Source organism: Leifsonia sp. McL0627, from assembly GCF_058244615.1.
In genome coordinates this window covers 1,279,801-1,304,192 of sequence record NZ_JBZCGM010000002.1, presented here as the reverse complement: position 1 = coordinate 1,304,192, position 24,392 = coordinate 1,279,801, and the positions used below count along the sequence as shown (strand labels likewise).

Sequence of the window (24,392 nt, the reverse complement as noted above, 5' to 3'; positions counted from 1 at the left end):
CTCAGGACGCCGCGAGGCGTTTCTTCTCCGCTTCCACGTCGTAGTCCGGCTCGGGCCAGCCCAGGTCCATGTCTTCGAGCGCATGGATCAGCAGGTGCTGCACCGCGAGCCTCGCATACCACTTGCGGTCTGCCGGGACGACGAACCAGGGCGCGTCCTCCGTGGAGGTCCTGTCGAAGACGACCTGATACGCGCCCTGGTACTCATCCCACAGCTCGCGCTCGTCCACGTCGCCCGGGTTGTACTTCCAGTGCTTCTCCGGCCTGTCGAGACGATCGGCCAGCCGCGCCCGCTGCTCGTCCTTGCTCAGATGCAGCATCACCTTGACGATGGTCGTGCCACTCTGGGTCAGTTCGTCCTCGAACTGGTTGATCGCGCCGTACCGGCGTTCGATCTCGTCCGCCGGTGCCAACTGGCGCACCCTCCCGATCAGTACGTCCTCGTAGTGCGAGCGATCGAACACTCCGAGTTGACCGGCAGCAGGCACCTCTTTGTCGACGCGCCAGAGGAAGTCGTGCGCAAGCTCCTCCGGAGTCGGCTTCTTGAACCCCCGGTACCGCACGCCTCCAGGGTTCACAGCTCCGACGACGTGCGAGACGATGCCGCCCTTGCCTGCCGTGTCCATCGCCTGCAGCACCAGCAGCAGCCTCCGCTTGTCACCGACGGTCCCCGCCGCGTACAGGCGCTCCTGCAGGTCGGCGAGGATCACGGCACCGTCGGCGAGCGCCTTCTCGCCGTCCGACTTGCCGCCGTCGAACCCGTGCTTCGCGCCCGCATCCTGCTCGTCGAGCCGGAAGCCCGGCCGGACGCGCATCAGGTCAACCGGCTCTGTCGTCCAGAAACTCTCGCGTCCCACGGGGACCTCCTCGTTCGCAGTGGGGTCCATCGTACGTGCAGCTCAGCGCCGGGAGGCAGTATCCACGACAGGCTCGAATGCCGTCGGCGGATAGAACACCACCGCCGGTTGCGCCCCTCCGGGGAACGCCAGCTCGAACTCGGCCTCCGAAGCAGCGTCATCGAAGGAGACGTCGAGGATCTCCCTCCACCGGCCGTCCGCCATCTGCTGCACCGTCGCCTCCCAGGTGACGCCAGGAGTCTCCTTCGCCTGCAACCGGAAATGGATGCCCACCGCGCGCCGGCGTTTCAGCAGCGACAGCAGGCCGCGGTATACGGCGAACCGTTCGACCGTGGTGAACCACGGCCCAAGACTCCGCACGAGCACGTCGGCGTTCCAGAGGATGGTCGTCGCGAACCCGGCCCGCGACTGATACACGTCAACGGCGATCACGCCGGGGATGCGCCGCAGTGTCTGCCGCAGGGTCCCCCTCGTGATGCCTTCCTGAACGGTGCTGTGCAGGTAGAACGGCACGGAGGGTTGCGGGCCGTACTTTCCGGTCCGCAGTGCCGCATGGTCGACGATGCTCTGCCCCCTGCCGAAGTACACCCGCAGCTCGTCGAGCATCGAGGCGACGAGCGCATCCGGTGGCTGGGCCTCGATGGCCTGCGCCGTGTCCGCATACGCGGTCGACTGGTGGAGGGCTCCGAGCCGGAATCCGGCCGGGAGCATCGGACCGGCCTTGACGGTGACGAACCCGTCCGCGCCCGTCGCCCGGCGCACCGGGTTCTCCCGGCCGTCGATGCGCGGCACGAGGTCGAGCAGATGCTCGATGGCGAGCACGCGCACCCCGGCCGGGAGGTGCACCCGGCCGAGCGGGGTGCCGGCGACCACGAGATGCGCGATCGTGAACTCCGCTCGCGGAGCGCGCGCGGCGACCTGGGCGGCCACCATGCCGCCGAGACTGAACCCGGTGAGCAGCACGGGCTCCTCCGGCCGGATGCCCGCCGCCCGCATCGTCTCGATGGCGGCCCGCGTCACGGTCGGTTCCTGATCGGCCCCGATCACCAGATCGGCCGTGAGGTCGTTGGGGGCAGCACCGGCCCTCGGATGCCAGGACTTGGTGCTCGGGAACTGCACGATCCAGTGTCTGAGCCCGCGTGCATCCTGTCTGGATGCGACGCGGATCAGCCCGGCATCGGCGCGGTCATCGAGGTCCGGGTCGCAGAGGTCGTCGATCTCACGCTGGCTGAGGAAGACGTCGCGCAGGCTTCTGATGCTTCGGCGCCGGAGCGCTCCGGCGGCGAGCCCCGGGTAACCGAGCGGGTCCGGATACGGTTCGAGGTCCAGGCCGAGGAGCGCGGCCGGGACGTCCACGAGCGTCGGCGACGGCGTGTACGCGACGGGTGCATCCCGGTTGCGCCACCAGTCGAGGAAGTCACGGATGTGCGGGAACGCCGCGGCCAGGAAGTCGTCGTAGAGGAGGATCTCCGCGTCGTGCCCGTCGCGCAGGAGGCCGCGGCGACGGCCGAGGTTCACGATCTTGTGCAGCACGGCAGGGAGGGTGAACACCGCGACGTACGGTCGTGCCCTCCAACGCGCCGAGAACAGGCCTGCGACGCCGGTCGCCAACAGGAGCGGCCCGAACACGACGCCGGCGAGCCGTGCAGCACTCCCGACGACGCGCGGCGCGAGATCCAGGTAGAGCGAGCTGCCGACCAGACGGCGCGAGCGCTTGCCGTCCGGCGGCCCCAGCCGGAACGGATACGGGATGCGCGGCAGGCGCTCGACGGCGAACCACAGCCAGGCGATGCCCGCCCACACCAGCCACACCAGGAGCCCGGCGACCGCGATCACGACGCCGAGCACGAGAAGCGCCAGGCCGGCCACGACGGCGACAGGAATGCCGACGACGAGCCAGAGCGCGAAGAGCAGTGTCGCCGCAGCGCTCCTCCCCCGCCACGTGTGCGGAGGGATCTGCGGCAGCATGGCGTCAGCCTAGCTCGCACCCTCCGACAGCCCTGGCCGCAATAGCTGCATTAGCCGGAAATCAGGGCGCCACGGCGGACCGGAGCACTAGCGTGTGCTCAGACGCGGCATTGGGCGGCGCACTGGAAGGACAGTCGAACCATGTGGAACAACTTCTGGAACATCATCTGGCTCATCTTCTGGGCGTTCGCCTTCGTCGCATACCTGTTCGCGCTGTTCACGATCATCGGCGACCTGTTCCGCGATCAGAAGCTCAACGGCTGGTGGAAGGCGCTGTGGATCATCTTCCTGATCTTCCTGCCGTTCCTCACGGCCCTGGTCTACCTGATCGCTCGCGGTCGCGGCATGGCGGAGCGCCAGGCGAAAGACCTGCAGAAGGTGCGCGACGACTCGTACGACTACATCCGCCAGGCGTCCGCGTCTCCGGCGGACGACATCGCCAAGGCGAAGCAGCTTCTCGACCAGGGCGTGATCAGCGCCGGCGAGTTCGACGCGCTGAAGGCGAAGGCCCTCGGCAACAAGTTCTGACCAGGCCGGCAGGCCGAACGGCACGGCACGCCACCAGCACGACGCCAGCGCGGCGTCCCGTGAACGCGGGGCGCCGCGCTCGTGCTTTTAGGCCGGATCAGCTATACTCATATCTTACATAGGAGACTTCACAGACGGAGAATCCCGCATCCCTCACCGCAGCCCCCTGCATCCCAGGTGGCCCTATCCCACATCTGCGACACTCGCGTTCCGATGGACTTGAATTCGACCGCGGCGGATGTAATATACATGTATGCCTGTACCCATCACCGAGACCGTCAGCCCCCGACGGCTCATCAGAGACGAAGTTTTCCTTCGCCTGCTCGACGCGATCGTCGACGGCGATCTGACTCCCGGCGAGCAGCTCTACGACGCGGAGATCGAGAAGTGGGTCGGCGTTTCGCGCACTCCGGTGCGTGAGGCGCTGAACCAGCTCGCATCCATGGGTCTCGTCGAGATCATGCCGCAGAAGCGCACCCGCGTCACCCCGATCGACCCCGCTCGCCTCAGCGGACTGATCGAGACCGTGGGAACCCTGCTGCACGGCATCGTCCGCGACACCACGGACCTCCTCACCGACGACGACAAGGAGACCCTGCGCGGCATCGCCGCGACGGCGAAGGACGCGGACGACCTCGGAGCGCTCGTGCGCGACAAGGCGTTCTCGGACGACCTGATCAACGTCTACGTGCGCAGGCTCGACAACAAGACCGCTGCCCGCCTGCTCAGCCGCCATCTGCCGGAGATCCGCCGCGCGCTCATCGCCGCGCCGAGCACCGACGCGTTCAAAGCCGGACTGCCGTACGTCACGGCCATCGTGGACGCCTCCGTCGCCGGCGACGCCGCCAAAGCCGCAGCTGCGGTCGACGGCTACTGGACCAAAGCACTCTCCCAGCTCGTCGACGAGTTCGCCGCGCTCGAGAAGAAGGAGAACTGATGCCGCTCCCCGTCAAAGACACCGCACCTGTCGAGCGCCAGCTCCTCCGCGACGTCGTGTACAACCGTCTCTACGACGGCATCCTCGACGGAACCCTCGAGCCGGGCGAGACCCTGCTCGACGAGAAGCTGACCGCGTGGCTCGGCGTCTCCCGCACTCCGATCCGTGAAGCACTGATGAAGCTCGCGGAGATCGGGCTGGTCGAGATGGCCCCCAACCGGTACACCCGTGTCGCGCCCATCGACATGCGGGCGATCGACGAGGCCGTCTACATCTCCGGACTCCTGCATGAGCAGGCGGCGCGCGGCGCCGTCCCCACGCTCGACAACGCAGCGGTCACGCGCCTCGACAAGCTGTCCAAGGAGGCGAAGAAGCTCGCCAAGTCCGGCGACCGCACCGCGCTCGGCCACGCGCTCAACGAGTTCTTCCTCGAGTTCGAGCGGAACACCGGCAACGAGGTCCTGGTGAGCGTGAGCGAGGGCCTCAGCCCGCAGCTCCTCCGCTACATCACCGCCTGGCAGCGCCCGTTCGACACCGACGACCTGCCGGCCAGGATCGCGGAGATCGCCGCAGCGGCGAAGGAACGCGACGGCGCCAAGGCCGGCGACCTCGTCAAGGCGCTCTACGCGCCGTCGCACGAGCAGTTCCTCGCCGACTACCGCCGCACCGACGCCGAGATCGACGACACCCCCATCGTCTAGCGCGTCCAGAGGCACCACCGATCGAGCCCGAGCGTGTTCACCACACGCCCGGGCTCGATCCGTTTGTATGGTGGTTCCCGTGCGCTTCGACCTGCCGTCACTGATCGACCCGGCCCTGTACGACCACGTGGAGGCGACCGCCGCGTTCTACGCGAACCGTCCGGCCAGGCGCGGTCCGAGCAGCCTCGACGAACTGCTCGCGGTGCGGGAGGCGGCTGCTGCGGCTGCTGCTGCGGCTGCTCCTGCTGAAAGCGATCCGCGGCCGGAGCTCGTGCTCGCGGAGGCAGGCGGGCACAGCGTGCCCGTGCGCATCCACCGGCCCGTGGGTGCGGAGCCTTCCGGTGTGCTCTTGGAGATCCACGGCGGCGGGTTCTACCTGGGCTCCGCGGCGGCGAGCGACGTGCGCAACCGACGCACGGCCGACGCGCTCGGCATCGCCGTCGTCAGCGTCGACCACAGGCTCTCCCCCGAGCATCCCTGGCCCGCTGCCCCGGACGACTGCGAGACGGCGGCCCGCTGGCTGGTGCAGCACGCGCAGGGCATCTTCGGCACCACACGGCTCGCCGTCACCGGCTTCTCCTCCGGCGCCACGCTCGCGATCGGCACCCTGCTCCGGGTGCGCGACAGCGGGATCGACGCGTTCAGCGGAGGCGTGCTGGAGTTCGGCACGTACGACCTCGCCGCCCGGACTCCCGCCGGGCGGCTGATCGCCGACGAGTACTTCCTGGAGGCGTACGCGGGGACAGCTCCCGACCGGACCGACCCGGGACTCTCACCGCTGTTCGCCGAACTCCCCGGCCTTCCGCCGATTCTGATCGTGATCGGGGAGGACGACCTCGTGCTGCACGACAACCTGGCAATGGCGGCGCGGCTCTCTGCCGCGGGCGTCGCCATCGACCTGCGGATCTACCCGGCGTCTCCGCACGGCTTCTCCGGGCATCCGACCCCGATGGGGCGCGCCGCGGTCGCGCACATCGACGACTGGCTGCGCGAACGGTTCAGCGCGGGCTGACGGAGCGCGTCAGACCACGAAGTCGACGGCAGAACGGCCGCCGACGACCGACCGGATGTACCCGGCGACGCGCTGGTGGTCCGGGTGGTCGACGTAGCGCTGCAGGGCGTCGGCGTCAGCGAAGTCGCTGATCAGCACGACGTCGAAGTTGTCGGCGCCGAGCGCGTTCAGTCCGACCTCCAGCGCGAGGATCTCCGGAATGCTTGCTGGCAGCGATTCCAGCCCGGCCTTCACGGCGGCGGCCTGCTCTGCACGCTCGGTCTCGTCCGAGGTGGCGAGCTTCCACGAGACGACGTGGCGAATGGTCATCGGACCTCCAGGAGAGCGGTGCGGAGACGAGCCGGATCGACCCGCCAGTATGTGTGGACCTTGCCGTCGACGAGCACCACGGGGATGTCCTCGACGTACTGCGCGTGCAGCTCGGGGTCTTCCAGGATGTTCTTCTCGTCGACCACGACGGACGGCCCGTCAGCGGGCAACTCGCCGATCACGACGCCGATGACGTCTCGGGCGTCATCGCACAGATGACAGCCGGGCTTGCCGATCAGAGTGAGGGAGACGCTGGACACGCCTCCAACCCTAGCCGGATGCGGGCAGCAAAAAGCGTCGGCCCGGACGGGTCGACGCTTGAGCTGCAGACTCGAGGTCTACTTCTTGTTGCGACGCTGGTGGCGCGTCTTGCGAAGAAGCTTGCGGTGCTTCTTCTTCGCCATACGCTTGCGACGCTTCTTGATAACGGAACCCACGTAGACCTCACAAAGTTAGGGGGCAGGCCGCGGAATGCGCGGCGACACAAGCCAACAGTCTACCCGACGTCAGGCGGTATCGGCGACGTGATTGTCGAGAGCCTGGGTGACAGCCGATTCCGGCACTCGGAACGACCGCCCGAAACGAATCGCGGGGAGCTCTCCCGAGTGCACGAGACGGTACACGGTCATGCGGGAGACACGCATCATGTCGGCCACCTCGGCGACCGTCAGGAAGCGCACATCCGAGAGATCGCGTGCCATTCTGCCAAGTCCTTCTTCTGCTGTCATGGTACTCGTGTGACACGAGTGGTGACACGAACTCTAGAACCCGGCAGGCCCTCGCGACAAGTGCCGGTTCGTGGCAGTCCGGCTGGCGCTGCGACTGCCGATCAGTCCCGGCGCCACTTGCGCGGCGTCACGCGCTCGACGGCGGTGGTCACCCGGTAGCCGGTGTCGGCGAGCACCTTGCCGACCGTGCTCGCGAACTCACGCGTCTCGTCCGCGAGCTGATCGTCGATGGCCGACAGGTCCACCTCGGATGCCGTGAACGGAATGACCCAGTCCTCCACGGCCTCCAGAGGGACCGCATCCAGCCGGTAATAGCGGTGCTGACCCTCCTCGCGGACAGAGACGAGCCCTGCCTCGCGCAACACCTTGAGGTGTTTGGAGACCGTCGGCTGGCTCAATTCCAATGTCGACACGATCTCGGAGACGGATATCTCTCCGGAGGAATGGACATCGTCGGCGTGGCGGTCGAGAAGCACTCTCAGGATGTCGCGCCGCGTCGCATCCGCGATCACGTCAAAGATGTCGGCCATCACCCCAGGCTAGTCACTCGCCCAGCGGAGTACCATGTCCCAAGCTGTCGGCGGAGGGAACGGTCATGCGAGCGACACAGACGTCCGGGCGCATCAGCCTCGGGCCGGGCGGTCGCATCCGTGACGGTCTCAACGGCTTCGCGAGCAGGAGCCCTTCCCGGTTCGCGATCCTCGTCTTCACCCTGCTCATCCTCGTCTTCACGCTGCTGTTCTCCCTCCCGATCGCCACGACGCAGGGGTCGAGGACGCCCCTCGCCGACGCGCTGTTCACCGCCGTCTCCGTGATCTGCGTCACCGGGCTGTCCACGGTCGACATGGCGACCCACTGGAGCGTCTTCGGCCATCTGCTGGTGTTCTTCGGCGTGCAGATCGGCGCGGTCGGCGTGCTGACGATGGCGAGCATCCTGGGCCTGATCGTCTCCCGCAAGCTCGGGCTGCGCGCCAAGCTGATGGCGGCGAGCGACAGCAACCCGCTGCGCATCCACGCCGGTCCCGTCGCCGAAGGTCAGGCGGTGCGGCTGGGCGAGGTGGGCAAGCTGCTGATCACCGTCGCGCTCAGCATGGTGGTGATCGAGGGCGTCGTCGCACTGCTGCTCTTCCCCCGGATGCTCATCGCCGGCGTCCCAATCGGCACCGCGCTCTGGGAGAGCGTCTACTACGCAGCCATGGCGTTCACGAACACCGGCTTCAGCCCCAACGCGGAGGGGCTGACGCCGTATGCGGAGGACTTCTGGTTCCTCGGCGCGCTGATGATCGGCGTCTTCCTCGGGGCGATCGGCTTCCCGGTGATCCTCGCCATCGCCACGAACCTGCGCAAGAAGCGCCGCCGCTGGTCCATCCACGTCAAGCTGACGCTGGTGACCTCGGTGATCCTGCTTGTGGCCGGCGCCGTGCTCTACATCGTCTTGGAGGCGGATAACCCCAAGACCTTCGGCCATCTGGATGCGGGCCACACGATCTTCCAGTCGTTGTTCCTCTCGACCATGGCCAGATCCGGCGGATTCTCGACGATCCCGATCGACGACCTGCACGGATCGAGCCTGATCGTGACCGACATGCTGATGTTCATCGGAGGAGGGTCAGCATCCACGGCCGGTGGCATCAAGGTGACGACGCTCGCGGTGCTGTTCCTCGCGGCCTTCGCCGAGGCACGCGGTGTGGAGTCGATGGATGCGTTCCGTCGCCGCATCCCGATCGACGTGCTGCGACTGTCCGTCGCCGTCGCCCTTTGGGGAGCGACGATCGTGGCCGTGGCGAGCATCCTGATCCTGCAGATCACGAAGGCGCCGCTCGACCATGTGCTGTTCGACGTGATCTCGGCGTTCGCCACCTGCGGCCTCTCCACCGGGCTGACGGAGAAGCTGCCGGACGCCGGCGTGTACGTGATGGCGGCCACGATGTTCTGCGGGCGCGTTGGTACAGTGACACTCGCCGCGGCGCTCGCCCAGAGCCAGCGGAAACAGCTGTACCAGAACCCGGAGGAGAGGCCGCTCGTTGGTTGACAGGATCAAGCACAACGCCCCCGTCCTGGTGATCGGACTCGGGCGCTTCGGCGCGGCGACGGCCGGGGAGCTCGACCGGCTCGACCGCGAGGTGCTCGCCATCGACACGGACGCCGCCCTCGTGCAGAAGTGGGCGGACAGGGTGACGCACACCGTGCAGGCCGACGCGCGCTCGATCGAGACGCTGCGGCAGATCGGCGCGGAGGACTTCTCCATCGCGGTGGTCGCCGTCGGCTCGTCCATCGAGGCCAGCGTGCTCATCACAGCCAACCTGGTCGACCTCAAAGTGCCGCAGATCTGGGCCAAGGCGATCTCGCAGTCGCACGGCAAGATCCTGGAACGCATCGGCGCGAACCATGTGATCTACCCGGAGGCGGAGGCCGGCGAACGCGTCGCCCACCTGGTCTCCGGCCGGATGCTCGACTTCATCGAGTTCGACGACGACTTCGCGCTCGTCAAGATGTACCCGCCGAAGCCTGTCCGCGGCCTCAACCTGACGGAGTCCGGCGTTCGCACGAAATACCGCATCACGGTCGTCGGCGTGAAGTCCCCCGGCAAGCCGTTCACCTACGCGACCGCCGACACTGTCGTCTCCAACCACGACCTCATCATCGTCTCCGGCAACTCCGCCGACATCGAGCGCTTCGCCGCCCTCGACTCCTGACCCCCGGCGCGCGCTCGTCCCGTTCCCTCCCGTCCCGTTCCCTCAAAATCGAGCCGGGACTTATGTACGCGACTCGCCGACGCGGGGTGTGCATAAGTCCCGGCTCGATGGCTGCGCTGTGGAGAACCCCGGCAGTGGGCGTGACTCGCGGCAGCCTGGGGAGATGCAGTTAGGGACAGACGGAGAGCTTGACGCCTCGGGATTCACGTATGCGCTCGCAAGGGAGGCAGGGTACAGCCGACGCAGGGTAGACCACGCCGACTTTCAACGGCCATTTCGCGGCGTCCGGACCATGGATGCGGATCTCGACGACCACGTTCAGAGGTGCCGGGCCTATGCGGCGCAGCACCGTCACGGTCACTTCTTCAGCCACCAGTCGGCCGCTCTGATCCACCGGATGCCTCTGCCGTATCGCCATCACCCCAGCGAAGTACATGTCGCAGTCTTCGCACCGCAATGGCCGCCCGAAATGAACGGCGTGATCCCGCACGAGCTCAAAGCCACCGGTCACCGCGTCGTCACCGTGGATGGGCTGCCGTGCGTCTCGCCCGAGGACACGTGGGCGCAGCTATCCCAGCGGCTCGACATTCCCGAACTCGTGGCGATCGGTGATTTCCTCGTCACGGGCGACGAGCCGTATTCCGGTCAGCCGAGTCCGCTGGGACGCGCTGAGCTGGAACGAGCCGTTCGCCACCATGGTCGACGCCGGGGCGTCCAGTCGCTCCGCATTGCCAGCGAGCTGGTCCGATACGGCTCGCTGTCCCCGCAGGAATCCGTTCTCCGGGTCGCGTTGGTCCACGCGGGCCTGGCAGAGCCGGAACTCAACTTCCACGTCGTTCACGACGACCGGCTGGTGGCGATGGTCGACCTCGCATATCCAGACCGACGACTGGCCATCGAGTACCTCGGTGACCATCACCGTACAGACGCCGACCTTTACCGGGCAGACATCCATCGTCGAGAACGCCTTGCATCCATCGGCTGGAACACTGTCTTCATCACGACCGCCGACCTGACCGGCCCCGTCCCTCGTGCAGTCCCCCTCATCCGCGCCGCTCTGAAGAGATCGAGCCGGGACTTGTGCACGCTCTCATCCGGCGTGTCGCGTGCATAAGTCCCGGCTCGATTGCTGCGGGGGGGGGCAGGGACGCGCGGGTCAGGAGGCGGCGAGCTCGCGGGAGCGGGCGAGGGCGGCGTCGGTGGCGCGGGTGAAGAGGGCGGCGAGGTCGGCCTCGGAGAGGACGGCGATCGCGCGCTCCGTGGTGCCGCCGGGGCTCGTGACGCGGCGGCGCAGCTCGGCCGGCTCCTCGCCGGAGGAGACGAGCAGTTCGGAGGCGCCGAGGAACGTGCCGTTGACCAGGGTCGCCGCCTGCTCGGGCGTGAACCCCTTGTCGACGGCCGCCGCAGTCAGCGCCTCGATCAGGAAGAACACGTATGCCGGACCGGATCCGGAGATGGTGCCGAGCGCATCCAGTTGCGTCTCCGGCACCTCGACCACCTCGCCGACAGTCTCGAACAGGGCGCGCACCAGGGCGAGGTCGTCCGGGCGGGTGCGGACGCCCCCGCTGATGCCGGTGACGGCCTTGCCGACGACGGCAGGCGTGTTCGGCATCGACCGCACCACGGTGACGGTCTCCGGAAGCAACGACTCGAAGGTCGCGGTCGTCACACCGGCCGCGACGCTCACGACGACAGCGCCTGGGGTGAGGGAGGCGGCGATCTCGCGCAGCAGATCGGGAACCATCGCGGGCTTCACTGCCACGATCACGATCTCGGCGCCGTCGACTGCGAGACGGTTGGCGTCGGCCTTCGACTCGGTGGCGTACGCGGTCACGCCGGCCATCCCGGACAACTCCGCCGCCCGAGCCGCCGAACGGTTGGTGACCCGGATGCCGCCGTCGACGGTGACACCGGGGGCGAGGAGGCCGCTCAGGATGGCGCGGCCCATGGAGCCTGCTCCGAGCATGGCGATCGTCGGGAGCGTGACGTTCTGCGTGTCGGTCATGCCGTCATCCTAGGATGTTGGCATGAGCGCATCGGGTGGAACCAGGGCAATCGTCGCGGCCTTCGCAGCCAACCTCGGGATCGCCATCACGAAGTTCATCGCGTGGGCTTTCTCGGGCTCGTCGTCGATGCTCGCAGAGGGCGTGCACTCGCTCGCCGACTCCGGCAACCAGCTTCTTCTGCTGCTCGGCGGACGCCAGGCGAAGAAGCAGGCGGACAAGGAGCATCCGTTCGGCTACGGGCGCGAACGCTACGTGTACGCGTTCGTGGTGTCGATCATCCTGTTCTCGGTCGGTGGCGTGTTCTCGCTGTACGAGGGCGTCGAGAAGCTGACGCACCCGCATCCACTGGAGAACTGGTGGCTGCCGCTGCTCGTGCTGGTCATCGCCATCGGCCTCGAGTCGTTCTCGCTGCGCACAGCGGTGCACGAGTCGCGCCCGCACAAGAAGAACCTGTCGTGGCCGCAGTTCATCCGCCGCGCCAAAGCGCCGGAACTTCCCGTGGTGCTGCTGGAGGACGTCGCAGCCCTCACCGGCCTGGTGTTCGCGCTGCTCGGCGTCGGGCTCACGGTCATCACGGGCAATGGGGCGTTCGACGCGATCGGCACGCTCCTCATCGGCCTCCTCCTAATCACCGTCGCCGTCATCCTCGGGATCGAGACCAAGAGCCTCCTGGTGGGCGAAGGCGCGAGCGACGAGGACGTCGCAGCGATCGAGCACGCGATCCTCGACGGCGACGAGGCCGAGCGCATCATCCACATGAAGACCCTGTACCTCGGCCCGGACGAGCTGCTCGTCGGAGTGAAGGTCGCCATCTACGGCGAGCACAGACTCGCCGACGTCGCCGCCGCGATCGACAGCATCGAGCGACGCATCCGGGCCGCCGTGCCCGCCGCGCGCGTCATCTACATCGAGCCGGACGTCTGGATCGACCCGAACGAGAAGCACCCGGCCACCGACACCATCGTGATCAAGGGGCTCGAGTGAAGCGCGCCGTCGTGCTCCAGCACGACCCGACCATCCACCTCGGCAACATCGGTCCTGTCCTGGTCGAGCACGGCTACGACGTGCACGTGGTCGACGCGACCACCGAGGACGTGTCTGCACTGGATGCGCACTCGGCCGACCTCCTCGTCATCCTCGGCGGAGAGATGGGCGCGTACCAGACCGACGAGTTCCCGCACCTCGCCCACGAGCAGCGGTTGATCAAGGAGCGGCTCGACGCGGAGCGCCCGACACTCGGCGTGTGCCTCGGCGCACAGCTCATGGCCGGCGCACTCGGCGAGCGCGTCTACAAGGGCGACACGATGCAGATCGGGTTCCGCAGGGTCGAGCCCACCGCAGCCGGTGCCACCTCTCCCATCCGGCACTTCGACGGCGTGCCCGTTGTCGAGTGGCACGGCGACACATTCGAGCTGCCGGAGCGGGCGACGCTGCTCGCGTCGTCCAGCGACTACTCGAACGAGGCGTTCGCGATTGGCGACTTCGCCCTGGCGGTGCAGTTCCACCCGGAAGTCACCGACGAGATGCACGAGAGCTGGGTGTCGGACGGGTACAACGAGCTCGACGAGCACGCCATCGACCCGGAGGCGATGCGCAGCGACCGCACGCAGTACTCGGCGGCGATGCAGGCCGCATCCAGGGCCGCGTTCTCGGAGTGGCTCGCCCAGCTGCCTGAGCGGTCATAGCAGCCGCGCCCCTCAGCGCTTGGCGCGGAAGAAGTCCAGCAGCAGGTCGGCGCAGTCCTCGGCGAGCACGCCCGCGTACACCTCTACCCGGTGATTCAGCCTCCGGTCGCGCAGCACGTCGTACACCGATCCTGCAGCACCCGCCTTCTCGTCCCACGCCCCGAACACCACCCGCGGCACGCGCGCGGCGAGCACCGCTCCCGCGCACATCACACATGGTTCGAGGGTGACGACGAGCGTGCATCCCTCCAGGTGCCAGTCGTCGCGGGATGCGGCGGCCTCGCGCAGGGCGAGCACCTCGGCGTGCGCCGTCGGATCGTGGTGCAGCTCGCGCTCGTTGCGGCCGGTCCCGATCACGGTGCCCTGCTCATCCAGGACCAGCGCGGCGACGGGGACGTCACCCGTACCGAAGGCGAGTCTGGCGTCCGCGATGGCGCGGCGCATCCACTGCTCGTAGTCGTCGGGCACGGCCAGGCTCACTCGGCACTCCTCACGGGTGAAACGTCGGTTAGCCTTGAGCCTATGCGAGTGCACGTTGCCGACCACCCCCTCATCACCCACAAGCTGACGGTGTTGCGCAACAAGCACACCCCATCTCCGGTGTTCCGCGCTCTCACCGAAGAGCTGGTGACGCTGCTCGCCTACGAGGCAACGCGCGCCGTCAAGGTGGAACCCGTCGAGATCGAAACCCCGGTGACCACCACCATCGGCGTCACCCTCACCCAGCCGCGGCCGCTCGTCGTCCCCATCCTGCGCGCAGGGCTCGGGATGCTCGAGGGCATGGTGCGCCTGATGCCCACCGCCGAGGTCGGGTTCCTCGGCATGGCGCGCAACGAAGTCACGTTCGAGCCGACCACGTACGCCGAGCGCCTGCCGGACGACCTGTCCGACCGCCAGTGCTTCGTGCTCGACCCGATGCTCGCGACGGGCGGATCGCTCGGTGCCGCCATCGAGTTCCTGTTCAAGCGCGGGGCCGTCGATGTCACCGCGATCTGCATCCTGGCCGCTCCGGAGGGCATCGCCGCCCTCGAGAAGGCGACGGAGGGCCGCGACGTGACCATCGTCCTCGGCGCCCTCGACGAGCGCCTGAACGAGAACGGCTACATCGTCCCCGGTCTCGGCGACGCCGGCGACCGCCTCTACGGCACGGTCTAGTCGCCTTCTGGCGGGGCCGACGCTGGACGCAATAATGCGTAATGATTTGACACGAGGCGACATGGGGCGCTTTACTTCAATGCATGACTGACAACTCGCGTACCCTGACCTCCTTCGAGGCCCCTGGGGATGCCGGCATGATGATGCCCGGCCGCGACACGGTCATGTGTTGCCGAATGTGTCGCTAATCTGACGACCCTTCGCCGAGCCACCCGCCCGCCGACCCACTGAGTCGGGACCGGGCTGACGAGCTCCCCGGATGCGCCACACTCACGCATCTGCGCACAGGCCGCTTCCAGGCCCAACACGAATTCGCGAATCCTCGCACCCCGCCACTCACCTCAGCTCGTCGAACGCTTCGACGCCACCGGGGACGCCGTATCCGGCAGGGGATTCACCGCATCATCATCAAAGGACTCATCCCATGTCTCTGGCAACCATCGACACCGCGTACACCCCCAGCCGTCACCTCGCCGCCGCCCCCGCCGTCCAGGCGCCCGCCGTCCAGGCACCCGCCGTCCAGGCGGCCGCAGCGCCCGCCGCTTCCGCCCCGCAGATCCGCGCCGTGCCGAACGGCACAGAGGCCCGCGGCTTCGTCCTCTACGTCGGCATCGACGAGGCGAAGGCCGCCGCTGCCGGCACCGACCTCGGCCGCATCGTCGAAGCGCTCAAGCGCCTCACCGCCGAGATCGCCCCGTCCGCCGAGACATACGCCGCCGTCGCGCTCGCCCCGGAGGGTGCCGGCGGACGCGACGTGGACGTGGTCCGCCTCGCCCTGCAGGACCCCTCCGCCATCGCCAAGCACCGCCACCAGGTGACGCCGGAGGAGGACGAGGACCGCGCATCCGGTGGCGTCGTCGTCGACATCTCGCGCAAGCGCCTCATCCTCGACAACCAGACCGCCGCGCTCACCTATAAGGAGTTCGAGCTGCTGCAGTACCTCGTGCTCCGCGAGGGCCGCACCATCGAGCGGGCCGAGCTGATCTCGTCGCTGTGGGGTTCGGCCGACGACGAGGTGCCGAACGAGCGCACCATCGACGTGCACGTCCGCCGCCTGCGTTCGAAGCTCGGACGCTATGAGGACATCGTGCGCACGGTGCGCGGCGTCGGCTACCGCTTCGACCGTCACGCCGACGTCTCCATCCGTCACGCGTCCGCACCCTCCCCCGACCTCTTCTAAGCCGTTCCAACCCGTTCCGACCCGTTCCGACCGTTCCAACCCGTCCCCACCCGTTCCGACGCCATCGAGTCCGGACTTATGCACGGTGCCACTCGGCGTGTCGCGTGCATAAGTCCGGACTCGATTATGTGGGGACCCGGGCGTGTGGTCAGGCCGAGCGCTGGTAGGCGCGGAAGGCGGAGGTCGCCAGGGCGGCCATGACGACGGCGAGAGCCGCGAGCAGGCCGACGTGGGCCCAGAGCGACGACCAGTCCGGATGCGCGCTCAGCGCCTGGCGGCCAACGATCACCGCCCACTCGAACGGGTTGTACGCCGCCACGTTCTGCACCCACTCGGGCGACAGCTTGGTGTTCATGATCGCCGAGCTGAGGAACATCAGCGGAAGCGTGATGAGCTGCGAGATCCCGATCAGCGCCGTCTGGTCCTGAGCGAGCAGCGCGACGGCGTTCGACAGCGAGCAGAAGACCGCGGTCAGCAGCACCACCGCGAGCAGCAGCAGCACGATCCCGACGAAGCCGCCCTCGAACCGGGCGCCCGCCCAGAACGCGATGCCCACGACGATCAACGATTGGCACACCGCGAGGATCGACTGGTACACGAGCGTCGACACGATCATCGCGGCGCGACTGGTCGGCGACGTGAGGAACCGGTCCATCACCCCGCGCTGCATGTCCTGGATGTACACCGTCCCCGACCACGCACTGCCGAACAGCGCCATCATCATCACGATGCCGGGTGTCAGGAACTCCAGATAGCTCTGCCCGTTGCCGAACCCGGGGATCTCCACGACCGCCTTGAACAGCTGCCCGAACAGCAGCAGCCAGATGATCGGCTGCACCAGGTTCATCACCAGGAACACCGGCATCCGCCAGGCCGCCCTGAGCAGCCGCGCGGTCAGCACGACGGTGTGGGTGAAGAACGACGGCCCTGACGCCGTGCGCTCCGACTGGATGCGGGTGGGTGCGATGGCGGTCATGATGCGTTCTCCGATGCTTTGTCCTGCGCGGATTCCTGAGCTTTCGTGAGGGTGCGGCCGGTGTGCCGCAGGTAGACGTCGTCGAGGCTGGGCCTCGCGACGGTCGCGGACGCGACGGCGACGCCCGCCGCATCCAGGGCAGCGAGCGCGAGCGGGAGCGTCGCGGCTCCGCTGTCGGCGCGGGCACGCAGGGTGCGTCCGTCTTCGCCGATCTCGCTGAGCGCATCCACCCGGTTGAGGGCTTCGAGCGCCGCGAACGGGTCGCCCTCGCTGGTGAGTTCGACGATGACGGCGTCGCCGCGGAGGTCGTTCTTGAGCTCTTCCGGGGTTCCCGCGGTCACGACCTTCCCTCTGTCGACGATGGCGAGCCGCTTGGCGAGCCTGTCCGCCTCCTCCAGGTAGTGCGTCGTGAGCAGCACCGTCAGGTGCTCGTGGGCGGTCATCCGCTCGATCTCCGCCCAGAGTTCGGCGCGCGCCTCCGGGTCGAGGCCGGTGGTCGGCTCGTCCAGGAACAGCACGGCGGGCCGGTGCATCAGGCCGATCGCGACATCCAGCTTGCGGGCCATGCCGCCCGAGTACGTCTTGACCTGGCGGGTGGCGTGCTCGGTCAGCCCGAACCGGTCGAGCAGGTCGGCCGCCCTGGCACGTGCATCCCGGGCGGACAGGCCTTGCAGCCGCCCGGCGAGCACGAGGTTCTCCGCGCCGGTGTCCACCGGGTCGGCGACCGACTTCTGCGCGACGAAGCCGATGGAGCGTCGCACCCGTCCCGGATGTTTGGCGACGTCGATCCCCGCGACGACAGCACGGCCGGAGTCGGCGCGCGCCAGGGTCGAGAGGACCTTGATGGTGGTGGACTTGCCTGCGCCGTTCGGGCCGAGCAGCCCGAAGACGGTTCCGGTCTCAGCGGTGAAGCTGAGCCCGTCGATGGCGCGAACAGGCGGCTTGCCCCTGCCCGTGCTGTAGGACTTCTTGAGGTCGTCGGCGATGAGCGCCGACGGGTTTTCGGTTGCCACGATGGCTTCCTTTCTGAGTGAAGCCGTTCGTGGGAAACCCGCGCGATACCATTGGAGATGGACCCTCGGTGACTGTTGACGCAGGTTCCTCACGGAACGACTGGGGTTTGGATGGCCGGAGAGTTGCCGCTCTCCGGCCATCACTTCGTTGTGGTGCAGCTCTAACCGCCCAGCAGGTCGGCCACCTCCTGCCCGAAGTCGCCCGCCGACACCCGCTGCTGGATGTCGGCCATGCTGAGTCCTTGGCGGAGCAGCTCGTGGAGCCCCTCCCACATCTCGATGCCGCCGATCGACCGATCCCGGATGCGCGAGGCGAGCCCCGCGATGTACGCGCGCTCCGCATCCAGCACCGCCTGGCGGTAGTGGAATTCGACCATGAACAGCTCGGGAAGGCTGTCGTCGATCTCGTCGAGCTGGCGGTGCCGGTCGGCGATCTCGTCGTCGAGACGCCCCACCCGCTTCTCGAGGAGTTCGAGCGCGGTCTGCGGAGGGAGCATCGGCAGGAGCGACAGCCCGGTCTCGATGGCGGGGTACTCCTTGACAGGGGTGTCGATGAGCTCGCTCAGCCACTCGTCCGCCTCCTGGCGCCCGGCGTCGGTGATCTCGTAGACGATGCGCTCCGGACGGTTGCCCTCACGCTCGGTCTGCGTCGCGACGATGAAGCCGTGCTTCTCCAGCGACTTGATGACCGCGTAGAGCGAACCGAAGTTGAGGCGGATGCTGTCTTCCTTGCCGCGCTCGCGCATCGACGTGGTCATCTCGTACGGATACATCGGCCGCTCCCACAGGCAGGACAGCACCGCCAGGGCCAGCGGGTTCGAGATCGCTCGCTTCGTCATACTCACCTCCGAATACTTTGTTTAGAGTATTCGCTTTCGAGTGATCTGTCCACTGGCACGACAAAAAGCGGATCGCCCGGCGCTGGTGCGCCGGGCGATCCGCCATTTCTCCCTGCGGGTCAGGCCCTGCTCTTGCGGCGGATGAAGCCGACGATCGCCGTGATCACGAAGAAGACAAGGCCGAGGATCGCGAGCCAGAGGAGCCCTTTGACAGCGAAGCCGAGCACGGCGAGGATGGCCCAGATGACGAGCAGGACGATGATGAGGGCGAGCATGATTCTCTTTCCTTGTTGGTGGGGTGGTCGAGGGAAGGACTAGTGCGCTGCGCGCGAGCGGAACAACCAGCCTGCGCGGGGCGCCGGCTCCGGCGTGGCCCACGTCCGATACACGGCGCGCTGCGCTTCGGCGAGCGTTTCGAAGACGCCGAGGTCGCGGCCGGTGCTGCTGGTGCTGATGAATCCATCGCGGCCTCGATCGACCATCCCCAGGTATGCGGTGGGCGTCTCGGCAACCCAGAGCCCCTCGGCCGGGACCCGCCAGGTGATGTATTCGGTGTCGCGGGCGACTGTCGCGATCGTCATGATGTGCCCTTTCGAGCTCTCGATGGTCTGAATAACTAGATTCTCTAGTTAGTCAGGAATCGAGACAAATCCGGCCGAGGGGGTTGATTTGGCATACTCGATGCGTTACTAGCTCGGGTCAGGGATAGCTAGATCACCTAACTTGTAGTTGGTCTATCATCTAGTGCATGACGACGGACACCAACGGTTCGACGCCTCAGAACGTGCGTCACCCGGAGGCCGAGCGACAGCGCGCTGTCGCCGTCCTGGAAGCAATGCGGGCGTACGGAGCAGCCGACGCGGCGATGCAACGGCGCTCGGAGCACGCCATGCGGATGGGCGAGAACGACATCTCCGCCCTGCGTTATCTACTCCGCGCGCACGAGCGGGGCGTGAGCGTCGGGCCGAAGGAGCTCGCAGACTACCTCGGAGTGCAGAGCTCCTCCATCACGATCCTTCTCGATCGGCTCGAAAAGGCTGGTCACGTGCGGCGCGAGCCGAGCCCGTTCGATCGGCGCGCGCTGATCATCGTGCCGACGGCACCGAGGGACCAGCTGCAGCGCGCCATTCTCGGCGACCTCCGGGAAGAGCTGATCGACGTCGCCGGCGTGCTCTCCGACGCGGACGCGGCCACGATCGTCGCGTTCCTCGAGCGGCTGCGCGACGTGGTCGACCGCATCGACGCGTCGCCGGCCCCCGTCAACACGCCCTCCCGCCGCCCTCAGCGCTGATCCGCCCGCTTCGCAGGCCCTCCTGTGACCGCCGAAAGCCACACATAGAAAACTCGCAGCAAAAATAACGAACAGATAACTACCGCCCGTTACCTCTTCGTTATATAGTTCAAGAGCGTTAGTTGTTTGCTGTGGCAGCGAAGCGCGGAATGTGATTGCAGGACACTCTTGGTGCAAGGGAGAGGGCCGGCCGCTAGCCTCTGCGGCCGGCCCTCAATCCTTAACGGCGCGTGATCATCCCCGTGCTGGCACGGATGGAACTGTCACCCGTTGGTGGAAGGATGCGAATGCATCGAGCATTCGTCCACCCGAGGAGGCCACAGCATCATGCGTTCAGACGAGCGGACACGCACCGGCGAACGATCACGCACCGGAGAGCGGGCGACGGCACGCGTCAACGCCGTCTCGGCGTGGGAATCGCTGTTCCGCGCCCAGGTCGCCGTGATGCGCAGCCTCGCCGCCGAGTTCCCGACCAAAGACATCTCCTTCAACGAGTACGACGTGCTGTTCAACCTGTCCAGGCAGCCCGACCGCTCACTGCGCTTGCGCGACCTCAACAAGCACGTGCTGCTGACGCAGCCGAGCGTGAGCCGCCTGGTCGACAGGCTGGTCGCGCGGGGCCTGGTCGCCAAGTGCCCGGAGCCGTCGGATGCACGCGGCACCGTCATCCGGCTCACGGACTCCGGCTTCGAGATGTTCCGGAGGGTCGCCGTCGAGCACATGCGAACGATCACCGATCGCGTCGGCGGACGACTCGACGCGGCGGAGCTCGAACGGCTCGTCGAACTCTGCGACAAACTCCGCGACGCGTGACCACGAACTCTCCACAAGCCGTGACTGTCCCCAACCTGACGGGTGTCCCGGTGAAACCCCGGCACTCGCCGCGTATCATGACGCCATGAAATCTTCGGGTCGCAGCAAATGGGGATGGGCGCCCGCGCTCCTGGGGTTCGTGGCGCTCAGCGCCGTGGCCGGCGTGCTCAGCGCCGCAGCCGTCACACCGGCGGTGGCGCTCACCGGGTCGGCAGCAGACTCCACCATCGGCGTGTTCGACGGTCTCCCTGAGTACATCAAGGTCGAGCCGCTGGCCCAGGCGTCGACGATGTATGCCAAGGCCGGAGGCAAAGACGTCCCGATCGCGACCTTCTACTCTCAGAACCGCGTCGAGGTGGGCTGGGACGACATCTCGCAGAACCTCAAAGACGCCGCCATCGCCACGGAGGACCCACGCTTCTACGAACACGGCGGTGTCGATGTCACCGGCTCGATCCGCGGCGCGATGCTCACGGCCCTCCACAAAGATGTGCAGGGCGGCTCGTCCATCACGCAGCAGTACGTCAAGAACATCCTGGTGCAGCGCTGTGAGAACAAGCAGCCCGACGTCACAGCCACGGCGGCCGTGCAGAAGAAGCAGCTGACCGCCTACGAGTCCTGCTACAACGACGCCACCAAGGTTGACCCCGTCCGCAAGCTCAAGGAGATGCGGTACGCGATCGGGCTCGAGAAGGAATACACCAAGAACCAGATCCTGCAGAGCTACCTGAATATCGCACTGTTCGGCGGCAGGACCTACGGGGTCCAGTCGGCGGCCGAGTACTACTTCGGCGTCTCTGCGAAAGCTCTCAATCTGCAGCAGGCCGCAACGCTCGTCGCCATCCTCAACAACCCGGACAACCTGCGCATCGACCAGCCGACCAGCAAAGACAACGGCGCCGCCAACGGATACAAGGCCACGCTGGAGCGCCGCAACTACGTGCTCGACCGGATGCTCGCCAACGGCAAGATCACCAAAGAGGAGCACGACGCGGCCAAGGCGACCAAGGTCGAGCCGAAGATCTCGCCTGTGCAGAACGGCTGCATGACGGCGCAGCAGTTCAACGCGGCGTTCTTCTGCGACTACGTCGAGCGCCAGATCGAGAACAACACGATCTTCGGCAAGACGAGCGACGACCGCAGCAGCTTCCTCAACCGCGGCGGCCTGAAGATCTACACCACCCTCAACCTCGACCTGCAGGGAGCGGCGCAGGCATCCATCGCCGCGTACATCCCGCCGGCGAGCCCATACCTCGACCTCGGCTCGTCCAACGTCTCCGTCGAGGTCGGCACAGGACGCGTGATCACCATGGCGCAGAACAGGCCGTACGACAATACGGCGAATCCGTCTCCGGCGACCACAGCGGTCAACTACAACACCGACTACGTCGACGGCGGCTCGGAAGGCTTCCAGACCGGATCGGCGTACAAGGCGTTCGACCTGCTCGAATGGCTGCAGGAGGGGCACTCCCTCTACGACACCGTCAACGGCACGCAGCACCTCTTCCCGCAGTCGGCGTTCCACGAGAGCGATCCGTGCAACGACATCGGCGGCGCTCCGTGGCCGGTCTCCAACGACGAAGGCGAGTCGGTCGGCAGCACCACGGTGATGAACGCCACGGCCCAGTCGATCAACTCGATCTTCGCGCAGATGGCCACGAAGCTCGACCTCTGCGGAATCAAGCAGCGCGCCCAGGACCTGCTGGTCCACGGTGCCGACGAACAGGCCAACCCGCTCAGGGCCAACCCGTCCTCCGTGCTCGGCACCAACTACATCGCCCCGATCACGATGGCCACCGCGTACGCCGGCATCGCCAACAACGGTGTCGCTTGCAGCCCCATCGCGATCGACAAGATCCTGAACGCCGACGGCAGCGAGCACGCCGTGCCCAAGACGCAGTGCTCCACCACTCCGATCGACCCCGGCGTCGCCGCCGCTGCGATCTACGCGCTGCAGGGCGTGCTGCGCGGAGGTACCGCGACCTCGGCCAACCCGAACGACGGCATCCCGATCTTCGGCAAGACCGGCACGACGGACGACTCGCTGGAGAACTGGCTCGTCACGTCCACCACCAAGGTCGCGCAGGCCACCTGGGTAGGCAACGTGGAAGGCGCCGTCGCGCTCCGCAGTCAGTCGTTCAACGGCATCGGAGGCGGAAACGTCAAGTTCGCGATCACGAAGCCGATCCTGGCCGCACTGAACGCCGTCTACGGCGGGACAGCGTTCCCGTCGCCTGGCGCGAAGTATGTGAAGGCGCCCGTCGCGCCGAAGCCGCCGACGCCCACTGCGCCGGTCAACCCCGCGCCCCCTGCGACCGGCGGTGGCACCGGCGGTGCCGGGAACGGGAATGGCAACGGCAACGGGAACGGCGGCAAGGGCAACGGATAGCTCCTTCCTCCTCATCCACCCTGCGCCTCCTCATCCACCCTGCGCCTCCGCATCCACCCTGCGTCGGGGCGCACGAGTGAGCAGCGCGGAGGCCCCCGTCAGAACTGATATTGGAATACCGGCTTTTATACCCTGATTTACCTGCCCCTCTCGCGGCAACTCGTTTAGGGTTATCGCGTGGGACGGACGCCAGACCCCAGCCGAAAGCCAGAGCTCTTGAGTCGCATCATGGAACATGTCGCGACCGAGCCTCTGTCGCGGATGACCTTCCGCAGCCTGGCGAGCGCACTGGGCGTGAGCACGTACTCGTTCGTTTACCACTTCGGCTCGAGGCAAGACATGATAGACGCCATCCTGGAGGAGGGCGTCCGTCAGCAGTCGGAGCCCTCAGCGGGCGTCGACATCGTCGCGTTCGACCGCGATCAATTCGCCGAGTGGTACCGCGCGGCGTTCCGCCACTCCCTCCGCGAAGGGAACCTGACCGGCCTCCGGCTGCAGTTCGAGGCGGGAGCGCTGGAACAGATCGACGAGGAGCTCGGGAACCGCATCACGACGTCGTTCACCGATTGGCTTGCGCTCGTCCGACGCTGGCTCATCGGCCACGGGATCGAGAAGAAGCGCGCGGACGTGCTCGCCCACTGGCTCGCCGACACGGTCGCCGGGCTCCACTTCGGGTTCCTGATCACGGGAGACACGGAGAAGACCGTGTCAGCGTTCGACGTGTTCCTGAGTGCGTACCTTCGCGAGGCCGTCGGGCCGTAGCCGGTCGGGCCGTAGCCGGTCGCGCCGAAGCCGGTCGCGCCACGGCGTCCGGAACGTACCGGTCGGGTTCAGGCTCCCCGTTCGGCGACCGCCTTCACCCCGGCGAGCATCGTCGTCCAGTTCTCCCTGGCGTGGGTCGCCGCATCCACCGTCGGGTTGTTGTCCTGGTCAAGCGTCACATGGGTGCCGGTTGGCGTCTCATCCAGTTCGAACCGCAACGTGTGATAGTTCTCCGGCACGTCGTCGGCGCCGCTGAGCGGACTGAAGTGGGTGAGCACGATCCTGCTCGGCTCCTGCAATTCGATCACCCGGCCGTGGTCCTCGAACGTGCGCCCCTTCCACTCGCCGCGCCAGACGATGCGGCTTCCGATGCGCCAGTCCGACTCGATGTCAGCCCCGAACATGATCTCCGGATGCGCACCGTTGGACGTGAGCACCCGCCAGACCGCCGAACGCGGCGCACGCACATCGGCTTCGGCGCGCGCGACATAGTTACCCATGAGGGCCTCCTCGGTTCCGCCCTGCTTCTGGGCATCATCAGACACCCT

General features: G+C 67.2%; 30 protein-coding genes. 15 read left to right on the top strand and 15 right to left on the bottom strand.

The window, feature by feature from the left end:
* Window position 1: 1 nt before the first annotated feature.
* Together AC37TH_RS06900 and AC37TH_RS06895 are read right to left on the bottom strand one after the other, a co-directional pair.
* Complete coding sequence (locus tag AC37TH_RS06900; protein ID WP_490763867.1) at window positions 2-814, bottom strand: polyphosphate kinase 2 family protein; 813 nt, start codon at window positions 812-814, stop codon at window positions 2-4.
* Window positions 815-898: 84 nt separating this feature from the next.
* Window positions 899-2,824, bottom strand: coding sequence for a hypothetical protein (locus AC37TH_RS06895; protein WP_490763597.1), 1,926 nt, complete (start codon window positions 2,822-2,824; stop codon window positions 899-901).
* Window positions 2,825-2,965: 141 nt separating this feature from the next.
* Here AC37TH_RS06895 and AC37TH_RS06890 point away from each other — a divergent pair, with 141 nt between their 5' ends.
* From AC37TH_RS06890 to AC37TH_RS06875, 4 genes are all read left to right on the top strand, one after another.
* The gene (locus AC37TH_RS06890) at window positions 2,966-3,352 is read left to right on the top strand and encodes an SHOCT domain-containing protein (protein WP_490763596.1); all 387 of its coding nucleotides are present in this window, start codon (window positions 2,966-2,968) and stop codon (window positions 3,350-3,352) included.
* A gap of 253 nt (window positions 3,353-3,605) precedes the next feature.
* Window positions 3,606-4,289 (top strand): GntR family transcriptional regulator, encoded by a 684-nt coding sequence (locus AC37TH_RS06885; protein ID WP_490763595.1) that lies wholly within the window; start codon window positions 3,606-3,608, stop codon window positions 4,287-4,289.
* Window positions 4,289-4,990: a GntR family transcriptional regulator gene (locus AC37TH_RS06880; protein WP_490763594.1), complete on the top strand. Its 702-nt coding sequence runs from the start codon at window positions 4,289-4,291 to the stop codon at window positions 4,988-4,990. Before AC37TH_RS06885 ends, AC37TH_RS06880 begins: the two co-directional genes overlap by 1 nt.
* Window positions 4,991-5,069: 79 nt before the next feature.
* A complete protein-coding gene (locus AC37TH_RS06875; protein ID WP_490763593.1) occupies window positions 5,070-6,002 on the top strand; it encodes an alpha/beta hydrolase in 933 nt (310 codons plus the stop codon).
* A 9-nt stretch (window positions 6,003-6,011) separates the two neighbouring features.
* On the opposite strand, the gene AC37TH_RS06870 is transcribed toward AC37TH_RS06875, so the two are convergent.
* From AC37TH_RS06870 to AC37TH_RS06850, 5 genes are all read right to left on the bottom strand, one after another.
* Window positions 6,012-6,311, bottom strand: coding sequence for a Dabb family protein (locus tag AC37TH_RS06870; RefSeq protein WP_490763592.1), 300 nt, complete (start codon window positions 6,309-6,311; stop codon window positions 6,012-6,014).
* Window positions 6,308-6,571, bottom strand: coding sequence for a glutaredoxin family protein (locus AC37TH_RS06865; protein WP_490763591.1), 264 nt, complete (start codon window positions 6,569-6,571; stop codon window positions 6,308-6,310). The genes AC37TH_RS06870 and AC37TH_RS06865 overlap by 4 nt, the downstream gene beginning before the upstream one ends.
* 78 nt (window positions 6,572-6,649) lie before the next feature.
* Entirely contained in the window at window positions 6,650-6,748 is a 99-nt protein-coding gene (locus AC37TH_RS06860; protein ID WP_003792170.1) for a 30S ribosomal protein bS22, read from the bottom strand.
* A 69-nt stretch (window positions 6,749-6,817) separates the two neighbouring features.
* Window positions 6,818-7,012, bottom strand: coding sequence for a helix-turn-helix domain-containing protein (locus AC37TH_RS06855; RefSeq protein WP_055889786.1), 195 nt, complete (start codon window positions 7,010-7,012; stop codon window positions 6,818-6,820).
* A 128-nt stretch (window positions 7,013-7,140) separates the two neighbouring features.
* Window positions 7,141-7,569 carry an ArsR/SmtB family transcription factor gene (locus AC37TH_RS06850; RefSeq protein ID WP_490763590.1) on the bottom strand — a complete coding sequence of 143 codons (429 nt, stop codon included), beginning with the start codon at window positions 7,567-7,569 and terminating at the stop codon, window positions 7,141-7,143.
* A gap of 65 nt (window positions 7,570-7,634) precedes the next feature.
* Here AC37TH_RS06850 and AC37TH_RS06845 point away from each other — a divergent pair, with 65 nt between their 5' ends.
* The 3 genes from AC37TH_RS06845 to AC37TH_RS06835 all read left to right on the top strand — a co-directional run bounded on the left by AC37TH_RS06845 (window position 7,635) and on the right by AC37TH_RS06835 (window position 10,849).
* Window positions 7,635-9,071: a TrkH family potassium uptake protein gene (locus tag AC37TH_RS06845; RefSeq protein WP_490763589.1), complete on the top strand. Its 1,437-nt coding sequence runs from the start codon at window positions 7,635-7,637 to the stop codon at window positions 9,069-9,071.
* On the top strand, window positions 9,064-9,735 hold the full coding sequence (locus AC37TH_RS06840; protein ID WP_490763588.1) for a potassium channel family protein: 672 nt from the start codon (window positions 9,064-9,066) through the stop codon (window positions 9,733-9,735). Before AC37TH_RS06845 ends, AC37TH_RS06840 begins: the two co-directional genes overlap by 8 nt.
* Window positions 9,736-10,027: 292 nt before the next feature.
* Window positions 10,028-10,849 carry a hypothetical protein gene (locus AC37TH_RS06835; RefSeq protein ID WP_490763587.1) on the top strand — a complete coding sequence of 274 codons (822 nt, stop codon included), beginning with the start codon at window positions 10,028-10,030 and terminating at the stop codon, window positions 10,847-10,849.
* A gap of 42 nt (window positions 10,850-10,891) precedes the next feature.
* Here the strand turns inward: AC37TH_RS06835 and proC are convergent, their stop codons facing one another.
* The gene (gene proC, locus AC37TH_RS06830; protein WP_490763586.1) at window positions 10,892-11,740 is read right to left on the bottom strand and encodes a pyrroline-5-carboxylate reductase; all 849 of its coding nucleotides are present in this window, start codon (window positions 11,738-11,740) and stop codon (window positions 10,892-10,894) included.
* Window positions 11,741-11,762: 22 nt separating this feature from the next.
* Between proC and AC37TH_RS06825 the strand changes: the two genes are divergently transcribed.
* Window positions 11,763-12,725, top strand: coding sequence for a cation diffusion facilitator family transporter (locus AC37TH_RS06825; protein WP_490763585.1), 963 nt, complete (start codon window positions 11,763-11,765; stop codon window positions 12,723-12,725).
* Window positions 12,722-13,426: a glutamine amidotransferase gene (locus tag AC37TH_RS06820; protein ID WP_490763584.1), complete on the top strand. Its 705-nt coding sequence runs from the start codon at window positions 12,722-12,724 to the stop codon at window positions 13,424-13,426. Before AC37TH_RS06825 ends, AC37TH_RS06820 begins: the two co-directional genes overlap by 4 nt.
* A 12-nt stretch (window positions 13,427-13,438) precedes the next feature.
* On the opposite strand, the gene tadA is transcribed toward AC37TH_RS06820, so the two are convergent.
* Window positions 13,439-13,906 (bottom strand): tRNA adenosine(34) deaminase TadA, encoded by a 468-nt coding sequence (gene tadA, locus AC37TH_RS06815; RefSeq protein WP_490763583.1) that lies wholly within the window; start codon window positions 13,904-13,906, stop codon window positions 13,439-13,441.
* Window positions 13,907-13,948: 42 nt separating this feature from the next.
* Between tadA and upp the strand changes: the two genes are divergently transcribed.
* Together upp and AC37TH_RS06805 are read left to right on the top strand one after the other, a co-directional pair.
* A complete protein-coding gene (upp, locus tag AC37TH_RS06810; protein WP_490763582.1) occupies window positions 13,949-14,581 on the top strand; it encodes a uracil phosphoribosyltransferase in 633 nt (210 codons plus the stop codon).
* Between the two features lie 424 nt (window positions 14,582-15,005).
* The gene (locus AC37TH_RS06805) at window positions 15,006-15,761 is read left to right on the top strand and encodes a winged helix-turn-helix domain-containing protein (protein ID WP_490763581.1); all 756 of its coding nucleotides are present in this window, start codon (window positions 15,006-15,008) and stop codon (window positions 15,759-15,761) included.
* A 148-nt stretch (window positions 15,762-15,909) separates the two neighbouring features.
* Here the strand turns inward: AC37TH_RS06805 and AC37TH_RS06800 are convergent, their stop codons facing one another.
* From AC37TH_RS06800 to AC37TH_RS06780, 5 genes are all read right to left on the bottom strand, one after another.
* Window positions 15,910-16,737, bottom strand: coding sequence for an ABC transporter permease (locus AC37TH_RS06800; RefSeq protein ID WP_490763580.1), 828 nt, complete (start codon window positions 16,735-16,737; stop codon window positions 15,910-15,912).
* Entirely contained in the window at window positions 16,734-17,750 is a 1,017-nt protein-coding gene (locus AC37TH_RS06795; protein ID WP_490763579.1) for an ATP-binding cassette domain-containing protein, read from the bottom strand. Before AC37TH_RS06795 ends, AC37TH_RS06800 begins: the two co-directional genes overlap by 4 nt.
* A 161-nt stretch (window positions 17,751-17,911) precedes the next feature.
* Window positions 17,912-18,589: a PadR family transcriptional regulator gene (locus tag AC37TH_RS06790; RefSeq protein ID WP_490763578.1), complete on the bottom strand. Its 678-nt coding sequence runs from the start codon at window positions 18,587-18,589 to the stop codon at window positions 17,912-17,914.
* Between the two features lie 119 nt (window positions 18,590-18,708).
* The gene (locus AC37TH_RS06785; protein WP_490763577.1) at window positions 18,709-18,864 is read right to left on the bottom strand and encodes a hypothetical protein; all 156 of its coding nucleotides are present in this window, start codon (window positions 18,862-18,864) and stop codon (window positions 18,709-18,711) included.
* Between the two features lie 39 nt (window positions 18,865-18,903).
* On the bottom strand, window positions 18,904-19,170 hold the full coding sequence (locus AC37TH_RS06780) for a hypothetical protein (RefSeq protein WP_490763576.1): 267 nt from the start codon (window positions 19,168-19,170) through the stop codon (window positions 18,904-18,906).
* A 167-nt stretch (window positions 19,171-19,337) separates the two neighbouring features.
* Between AC37TH_RS06780 and AC37TH_RS06775 the strand changes: the two genes are divergently transcribed.
* The 4 genes from AC37TH_RS06775 to AC37TH_RS06760 all read left to right on the top strand — a co-directional run bounded on the left by AC37TH_RS06775 (window position 19,338) and on the right by AC37TH_RS06760 (window position 23,844).
* Window positions 19,338-19,880, top strand: coding sequence for a MarR family winged helix-turn-helix transcriptional regulator (locus tag AC37TH_RS06775; protein WP_490763575.1), 543 nt, complete (start codon window positions 19,338-19,340; stop codon window positions 19,878-19,880).
* Between the two features lie 327 nt (window positions 19,881-20,207).
* On the top strand, window positions 20,208-20,693 hold the full coding sequence (locus tag AC37TH_RS06770; protein ID WP_490763574.1) for a MarR family winged helix-turn-helix transcriptional regulator: 486 nt from the start codon (window positions 20,208-20,210) through the stop codon (window positions 20,691-20,693).
* 85 nt (window positions 20,694-20,778) lie between these two features.
* Window positions 20,779-23,082, top strand: coding sequence for a transglycosylase domain-containing protein (locus AC37TH_RS06765; RefSeq protein WP_490763573.1), 2,304 nt, complete (start codon window positions 20,779-20,781; stop codon window positions 23,080-23,082).
* Window positions 23,083-23,310: 228 nt separating this feature from the next.
* A complete protein-coding gene (locus tag AC37TH_RS06760) occupies window positions 23,311-23,844 on the top strand; it encodes a TetR/AcrR family transcriptional regulator (RefSeq protein ID WP_490763572.1) in 534 nt (177 codons plus the stop codon).
* Between the two features lie 68 nt (window positions 23,845-23,912).
* Here AC37TH_RS06760 and AC37TH_RS06755 read toward each other — a convergent pair whose 3' ends face one another.
* On the bottom strand, window positions 23,913-24,389 hold the full coding sequence (locus AC37TH_RS06755) for an SRPBCC family protein (RefSeq protein ID WP_490763571.1): 477 nt from the start codon (window positions 24,387-24,389) through the stop codon (window positions 23,913-23,915).
* Between the last annotated feature and the right edge of the window lie 3 nt (window positions 24,390-24,392).

Bases quoted from the DNA above. Each gene is read 5' to 3' on its own strand.
- AC37TH_RS06855 (WP_055889786.1), bottom strand. From the start codon at position 7,012: ATGGCACGCGATCTCTCGGATGTGCGCTTCCTGACGGTCGCCGAGGTG.
- AC37TH_RS06800 (WP_490763580.1), bottom strand. From the start codon at position 16,737: ATGACCGCCATCGCACCCACCCGCATCCAGTCGGAGCGCACGGCGTCA.
- AC37TH_RS06845 (WP_490763589.1), top strand. From the start codon at position 7,635: ATGCGAGCGACACAGACGTCCGGGCGCATCAGCCTCGGGCCGGGCGGT.
- AC37TH_RS06760 (WP_490763572.1), top strand. From the start codon at position 23,311: ATGGAACATGTCGCGACCGAGCCTCTGTCGCGGATGACCTTCCGCAGC.
- AC37TH_RS06835 (WP_490763587.1), top strand. From the start codon at position 10,028: ATGGATGCGGATCTCGACGACCACGTTCAGAGGTGCCGGGCCTATGCG.
- AC37TH_RS06780 (WP_490763576.1), bottom strand. From the start codon at position 19,170: ATGACGATCGCGACAGTCGCCCGCGACACCGAATACATCACCTGGCGG.
- AC37TH_RS06775 (WP_490763575.1), top strand. From the start codon at position 19,338: ATGACGACGGACACCAACGGTTCGACGCCTCAGAACGTGCGTCACCCG.
- AC37TH_RS06850 (WP_490763590.1), bottom strand. From the start codon at position 7,569: ATGGCCGACATCTTTGACGTGATCGCGGATGCGACGCGGCGCGACATC.
- AC37TH_RS06870 (WP_490763592.1), bottom strand. From the start codon at position 6,311: ATGACCATTCGCCACGTCGTCTCGTGGAAGCTCGCCACCTCGGACGAG.
- AC37TH_RS06890 (WP_490763596.1), top strand. From the start codon at position 2,966: ATGTGGAACAACTTCTGGAACATCATCTGGCTCATCTTCTGGGCGTTC.
- upp (WP_490763582.1), top strand. From the start codon at position 13,949: ATGCGAGTGCACGTTGCCGACCACCCCCTCATCACCCACAAGCTGACG.
- proC (WP_490763586.1), bottom strand. From the start codon at position 11,740: ATGACCGACACGCAGAACGTCACGCTCCCGACGATCGCCATGCTCGGA.
- AC37TH_RS06825 (WP_490763585.1), top strand. From the start codon at position 11,763: ATGAGCGCATCGGGTGGAACCAGGGCAATCGTCGCGGCCTTCGCAGCC.
- AC37TH_RS06805 (WP_490763581.1), top strand. From the start codon at position 15,006: ATGTCTCTGGCAACCATCGACACCGCGTACACCCCCAGCCGTCACCTC.
- AC37TH_RS06895 (WP_490763597.1), bottom strand. From the start codon at position 2,824: ATGCTGCCGCAGATCCCTCCGCACACGTGGCGGGGGAGGAGCGCTGCG.
- AC37TH_RS06765 (WP_490763573.1), top strand. From the start codon at position 20,779: ATGAAATCTTCGGGTCGCAGCAAATGGGGATGGGCGCCCGCGCTCCTG.
- AC37TH_RS06770 (WP_490763574.1), top strand. From the start codon at position 20,208: ATGCGTTCAGACGAGCGGACACGCACCGGCGAACGATCACGCACCGGA.
- AC37TH_RS06880 (WP_490763594.1), top strand. From the start codon at position 4,289: ATGCCGCTCCCCGTCAAAGACACCGCACCTGTCGAGCGCCAGCTCCTC.
- AC37TH_RS06900 (WP_490763867.1), bottom strand. From the start codon at position 814: ATGCGCGTCCGGCCGGGCTTCCGGCTCGACGAGCAGGATGCGGGCGCG.
- AC37TH_RS06885 (WP_490763595.1), top strand. From the start codon at position 3,606: ATGCCTGTACCCATCACCGAGACCGTCAGCCCCCGACGGCTCATCAGA.
- AC37TH_RS06790 (WP_490763578.1), bottom strand. From the start codon at position 18,589: ATGACGAAGCGAGCGATCTCGAACCCGCTGGCCCTGGCGGTGCTGTCC.
- AC37TH_RS06785 (WP_490763577.1), bottom strand. From the start codon at position 18,864: ATGCTCGCCCTCATCATCGTCCTGCTCGTCATCTGGGCCATCCTCGCC.